Here is a 6,239-nt window from a genome sequence, read left to right as displayed (position 1 = left end):
TCAAGTGCTGTATCTGAGACGTAATAGACATTAGCCAGCACTGAATTTATTATGATTTTCTAGGTGCGAAAGTTGAGGTATTTAAATTACTAAGCGAATTAAATACCGCCAAAGATGGAATTACTGCATCAGAAATTGCAGAAAAGCTTTCCCTTTCAAGGCAAGTAGTAAGTCATTATCTTTCCAGGTTACTTGAAGAAGGAAAAGTGGCAAAAACAGCCACAAAACCTGTCTATTGGTCTGTTATAAGCAAGATGAAAACGGAAGACGTCTTCGAATCTTTTATTGGATATCATGGCAGCCAGAGTGAAATCATACAACGTTGCCAGGCGGCGGTTAAATACCCTCCTAACGGTTTAAATATATTGATCACCGGACAAAGAGGTGTCGGCAAAAGTTTTCTCGCGTCGTTAATCTATCAGTATGCCATAAATCAAGAGGTTATTAAAAAAACGCCCCTTACATTGTTTTAAACTGTGCAGACTACGCAGACAATGCAGAATTATTATCTTCTGTTCTGTTTGGTTATAAAAAGGGTGCTTTTACGGGGGCAACCCGGAAAAAGACGGGCTTATCCAAGAGGCGGACGGTGGCTTTTTATTTTTAGACGAGATCCATAGATTATCTAAAGAAAACCAGGAAAAGCTTTTTTTGTTCATGGATACCGGCAAATACAGACCGCTCGGGGAAAATAAGACATGGAATGAATCGAAAGTCCGATTTATTTTCGCAACCACAGAAAATGAGGAAAATATATTTTTAGAAACATTTCTGAGAAGGATTCAAGTACATGTTACTATTTCTAATTTCAATAACCGGCCATTGGCTGAAAAAATACAGTTAATAAAATATATGTTTTATCAAGAAGCAAACATCCTTCAAAAAAATATATTGGTTAAAGGAGAGTCCGTACAATTATTATTAAACAGCCATTTTAATGGCAACATCGGAAAGTTAAAAAATATGATTAAGCTGAGTTGTGCTGATGCTTATAATCATCATCCCGACCATGATACTTTACTGATAAGCCCCGGTACCATTTCTGATATGCCTGTTCGGAAAGCGGAAACAAGCAAGTATCCGCACAATTATCTCTTGATTGAATATGCATTCCCTTTTGATTTTGACCAGGAGCATGCAGATGGCTTCATGCTGGAATTGAAAAAAATCATGTCAGATTTGCACGATGCTAAAGGCACGGGTTCAAAGGCGTCATTGGAACAATTAAAAAACAGATTACAGACGCTTCATTTAAAAAGCTTGGGTAACTTTTCTTACTTTGAAAATGTATCCAATCAAAGCATAATGTATGTAAAGAACATGTTTATTCAAAAATGGGAAGATATCATTATGAACCGGTACGGGATTGTAAACAGTGTATCAATAGACAAAATCAGCTTTGATTTTTATTATTACATTCATGAGAAAAAGATACCCTTTTTAGGCTGTTTAAAGGATTTAAATATAGAAATTCAAACGGTTTATCCAAGAACGAGTTATATTGCCGATAAATTTGTCAGTTCCCTGCACTTAACAAGCGAAAAAAGTGCGTTCCTAAAAATAGTGATCTCCCTCCTGCTATCTGATTATGTGAAAGAAGATATTGAACTGAAGGGTTTGCTCATCGCTCATGGAGAAAGCACGGCCAGCAGTATCCAGTCTGTGGTCAACCGATTATGTGAAACATATGTTTTTGAAGCCATTGATATGCCGATCAATACAGCACTGGAAAATATTATTACAGAAGCACGTATGTTTATTCATCATCAGGCGAATCCGGACGGGCTTACTTTATTAGTTGATATGGGTTCGCTCAGCAAACTGTATTCATCCATTAAGAACGCTCTGCAGGGTGATTTATTAATAGTCGACAACTTAACCACCTCGATTGCACTGGACATAGGGCTTAAAATAAAAAACAGGGTGCCTTTTAAAACCATAGCAGAGAACAGTCTGTCGAAAAATATAAAATTGAAACCCAGTATTTTGAAGGCTTCTCAAAAACAAAAAACATCATTATTTCTTGTATGTCCGGCATGGGCATATCGGAAAAAATTAAAGATATCATGAGCAAGTATTTATCTACAGAAAAGATAGAAGTATTAACGATGGAATACAGGGAATTGAAAAATACAATTGACAGGAATTCAAAAAATTATTTTGACAAAACAAAGCTTGTCATTACCACAACGGACTTACCAAGCTCTTTTTCCATTCCCCATGTCAATATATACAATATGCTGGATGCAGAGGGTATTTCCAATTTATGGAGTTTAATTTATAACGATATCAGTAGAAATTCCTTTGATAAAATGATTCAGGAATTGCTAAAACTATTTTCAATACAAGGCGTGGTAGACCGGCTGAAATTTTTAAATCCCGTTGTTGTGATCAATGAAGTGGAAAATGTTTTGACAAAATATGAAAATTATTATCGTATTACGTTTACTGGAAAAGTAAAGTTAAATTTGTATATGCACATCGCTCTTATGATAGAACGTCTTTTTATTTCTCGAGAAGAAAAAGAGGATATTAAAGAGAAATTGTCAGAACCCGAAGCGGAATTCTACGTTACTTCAAAAAATATTTTTAAGCCAATGGAAAATAATTACAACATTATGGTCAGCCAATACGAAATCTCGTTGTTATACCAATTAATTGGCCCGTTTATTCAAAAATGAGAGGGCTTTCGTGAATCCCGTAATCTGTCTATCCAGTGTTCCTGTTGTGTCCAATTTTTTGGACACATTATTTTTTACAATTGAAATGCCTGGCATACCTGTTTTTTAAAAGACTGGCACGGAAATTGCATTAATAATATACGAAAAACCGATGAGACGAAAGGAGGAGAGAAATGAACAAAATATTAGTTGCCACTCATGGTTATTTTGCAAACGGCATCAAAAGCAGTATTAAACTTCTTACGGGTGTGGAAGAAAACATCTATTTTTTGAATGCATACGTCAATGATGAGAGCATTGACAAACAAATTGAACATTTTTTCCAATCTGCAAGTGAAGAAAATGAAATTATTATCTTTACTGATTTATACGGAGGAAGTGTAACCCAGAAGATCATTGCTTACGCCAGTTCCATAAAAAGAAAAGTGCATCTCATTTCCGGTTTTAACTTACCGGTCATCCTTGAAGTCGTGCTTTCAACAAAAAAACTGACGGATCAGCTGCTAGAGGAAATGGTTGCCGATTCTCAGAAACAAATGAAATTAATCGAACTAAGCAATCTTTCCAAACAGGAAACGGAAAAAGATAACAATGAGGATTTATTTTTTAATTAGGAGGGATTAAGATGATCGTTGCTCTGAGAGTGGATGAAAGATTAATACATGGACAAGTAGCCATGACTTGGACGAAGGCGTTAAAACTTGATGGTTTAGTAGTTGCAAATGATGAGGCAGCAAATAATGAAATTCAAAAAATGAGTTTGAAAATGGCTGTGCCTCAAGAGATAAAATGCATTATTAAAACGGTGGAGTCTGCAATACAACTGCTGAACGACCCAAGGGCTCAAAAAATGAGGCTTATGGTATTGGTCACAACTGTGAAAGATGCTGTTACAATTTGCGAAAGATTTCAGGACATTGAACTCGTAAATATCGGAAACGCCGGAAAAATGACAGATGGGGAAAAGATCACATTCTCAAAAGAAGTCATGCTCACACAAGAAGAAATTGATCATTTAGAAACATTGGTAAAGCTGTATCCAAATACAGAATTTCAGCCTACTCCAGCCATGGAAAAAAAGTTAGCTGTAAATATCCTTAAAAACATAAGACGTTAGGAGGAATACCTTGTGTATGATGCAATTGTCGTCGCGTTTGCAGTATTTGCAGGAGTTGCAGGACATGAATTGCTTGGCATGTCTATGCTAAGCCGCCCAATCGTTGTCGCTCCTCTTACGGGTTTATTACTGGGGTACTTAAACACAGGACTCCTTGTAGGGGCGTCTCTGGAAACAATATTTATGGGCGTCGTCAATATTGGCATATCCAGTACAGCAGAGCCTTCACTGGCAGCAGGATTAGCCACTGTTTTTTCAATCAACATGGGCGGGAATATGGGCGCGATTATCCCGTTGGTTTTTCCATTAGCCATTTTAGGACTGCAATTGATGAACTTGATCTTTTCTTTTGTTATCGGGCCATTTGCACCGAAATTCAGAAAGCTCGCGCTTGAAGGAAAAGAAAAATCAATCGTCGGCCTTCACTATGGATTATGGTTCTTACACTATGGTTTATATGCGCTCATCCCATTTTTCGCGGTATTGTTTGGATCGGATGTTGTCAGAGATGTATTAAACAGTATTCCGAAAGTGATTATGAATGGTTTAACAGTTGCCGGGAACATGTTGCCTGCCGTAGGGATGGCAATGCTGTTAATGATGCTATGGGATAATAAAATTGCTGCTTACTTCTTTTTAGGCGTTGTATTGGTTGCATATTTAAAACTTCCTTTAATTGCTGTCGCTACAATCGCGTTTATCATTGCTGTCGTTGTTTCTCCAAGAGATCTTCAATTGAAAAAGATGGCAACGGCAAGTGCCCCGGATGTAAATGCCGCCATCTCGGATGAAGAGGAGGACTTTTTCAAATGAAACTAACACAGAACCTTAGTAAAGACGAAAAGAAAATGATTAGAAAAATGTTTTGGCGTTCCGCTACCATGTATATTTCGGTCAATCCGATTACGATGGGAGGAGGCGGTTTTTGCTACTCTATGATACCGTTTATTCACCATTTCTATAAAAATAAAGAAGACCGGAAATTAGCGCTTGAAAGGCATACAGCTTATTTTAGTACAACTATCCCCTTTGCTTCTTTTGTGATGGGAATTGCCGGTTCAATGGAAAAGGAAAACAGTGAGAAACCTAACTTTGATCCGAAAAGTATTAATGCCATTAAATTAAGTTTGATGGGGCCGTTAGCCGGCATTGGTGATTCCCTTTTTTGGGGTGTATGGCGTGTTGTATGTGCCGGACTGGCAATCGGGCTTGCAAATGCGGGGAATTTCCTGGCACCGCTTATCTTTTTATTGGCGTTTAATATACCCAACTATTTAATCCGGTATTACGGCGCATTTTTAGGATATTCACTTGGGTCCAAGTATATTGAAAAAATGTATTCAGAAGGCATTATCGCAGTTTTAACAAAAGCTGCCAGTATTTTAGGGCTGATCATGGTTGGTGCGATGGCTGTCCAAATGGTTAAATTTAAAACAGTCTTAGCTTTTCATATGCATGGAAAAGAAATCATGAACGTCCAAAATGTATTGGATAGTATTTTTGTAGGAATCATTCCTTTGCTGATCACTTTTCTTTGCTTCTATTTATTGAAGAAAAAAGTAAATGTTATCGCAATTATCTTCGGGATCATGGTTTTAGGCGTACTGTTGTCTGTCTTGGGCATTGTCTAAAAAAATTCGGGAGAAAATAATATGGCAAAAAACATAACTCAATTTATCGATGAATCGGTCAATCCCTATTTCAATTTAACAATTGAGAACGGAAAATATTTTAGTACAAATAAAGAAAGTTATTATCTCAAGCAACTGCCGGATCAATCTTTTTCTTTTGATGTTACAAATAATAAAGTGACATCCAGTATAGATGAGTTTGGAACCATTAAAAGCATATCGTTTTATCATGGTAATTATTTAACGGAAGACAAACCCGGGGTATGGGTATCAAAGGATTTTGTTCAGGAAAATGACTTATCATTTAAAATACGTTATGATGATAAACTTTATGACTTTAAAAATTCCAAAAACAGGGTTGAGGCAGACCTGGTGTTTAATTTGTTTCCAAGAATTAAACACGACTTAAAAGATTTAAAATGCACCATCATTGTGTATGCACCCGTCGGAAGAACGGGTGCAAGACTAAGCTGCCTTGTCTATGGGATCTATATTGAAAATTTGAAGCCAACAAATCTTACAGGCGAACTCATATTGCCAAAGTTGTATGAAAAGAAATACTCGGATCGGCGCAATATTTTAATGCATTGCCCGCAAAGCGCGGATAAAAAAACAGTCCATTTTTCTATAAGTCCGGGTAAAGCAAAGTTCATACCATTCATCTTATGTGATCCGAATGCTTACAGCTCTGAGGAGTAAAAATTTTTCGTGATAATTTAACTATTCCCCCCCCAAAAATGCGGCTAAATATGTAATAATTTAAATAATTAGAGCTTGCTGGACGAATATTTTGGCATGGCTTAGTGACAA

The 6,239-nt window shown here is 36.8% G+C and carries 7 protein-coding genes and 1 pseudogene; all 8 read left to right on the top strand.

Going from position 1 to position 6,239, the window contains the following annotated elements:
• The first annotated feature begins 44 nt into the window (after window positions 1-44).
• Complete coding sequence (locus NFR98_RS15865; protein WP_081092977.1) at window positions 45-473, top strand: HTH domain-containing protein; 429 nt, start codon at window positions 45-47, stop codon at window positions 471-473.
• Window positions 464-2,070: pseudogene (locus tag NFR98_RS15410) on the top strand (sigma 54-interacting transcriptional regulator). The gene NFR98_RS15865 and the pseudogene NFR98_RS15410 overlap by 10 nt, the downstream one beginning before the upstream one ends.
• 38 nt (window positions 2,071-2,108) lie before the next feature.
• Entirely contained in the window at window positions 2,109-2,681 is a 573-nt protein-coding gene (locus NFR98_RS15405; protein ID WP_179234739.1) for a PRD domain-containing protein, read from the top strand.
• A gap of 173 nt (window positions 2,682-2,854) precedes the next feature.
• Window positions 2,855-3,295: a PTS sugar transporter subunit IIA gene (locus NFR98_RS15400; RefSeq protein ID WP_014096937.1), complete on the top strand. Its 441-nt coding sequence runs from the start codon at window positions 2,855-2,857 to the stop codon at window positions 3,293-3,295.
• An 11-nt stretch (window positions 3,296-3,306) separates the two neighbouring features.
• Entirely contained in the window at window positions 3,307-3,798 is a 492-nt protein-coding gene (locus NFR98_RS15395) for a PTS sugar transporter subunit IIB (protein WP_014096938.1), read from the top strand.
• 12 nt (window positions 3,799-3,810) lie between these two features.
• Window positions 3,811-4,611: a PTS mannose/fructose/sorbose/N-acetylgalactosamine transporter subunit IIC gene (locus NFR98_RS15390; RefSeq protein WP_014096939.1), complete on the top strand. Its 801-nt coding sequence runs from the start codon at window positions 3,811-3,813 to the stop codon at window positions 4,609-4,611.
• Complete coding sequence (locus NFR98_RS15385; RefSeq protein ID WP_014096940.1) at window positions 4,608-5,429, top strand: PTS system mannose/fructose/sorbose family transporter subunit IID; 822 nt, start codon at window positions 4,608-4,610, stop codon at window positions 5,427-5,429. Before NFR98_RS15390 ends, NFR98_RS15385 begins: the two co-directional genes overlap by 4 nt.
• 21 nt (window positions 5,430-5,450) lie before the next feature.
• The gene (locus NFR98_RS15380; RefSeq protein ID WP_014096941.1) at window positions 5,451-6,128 is read left to right on the top strand and encodes a hypothetical protein; all 678 of its coding nucleotides are present in this window, start codon (window positions 5,451-5,453) and stop codon (window positions 6,126-6,128) included.
• Window positions 6,129-6,239: the final 111 nt, after the last annotated feature.

Origin of the sequence: Weizmannia agrestimuris (assembly GCF_943193165.1) — a bacterium.
Lineage (GTDB): Bacteria > Bacillota > Bacilli > Bacillales > Bacillaceae_C > Weizmannia > Weizmannia faecalis.
Note: the sequence above shows the minus strand (reverse complement) of the source record. Positions and strands in the feature narration are given on the sequence as shown.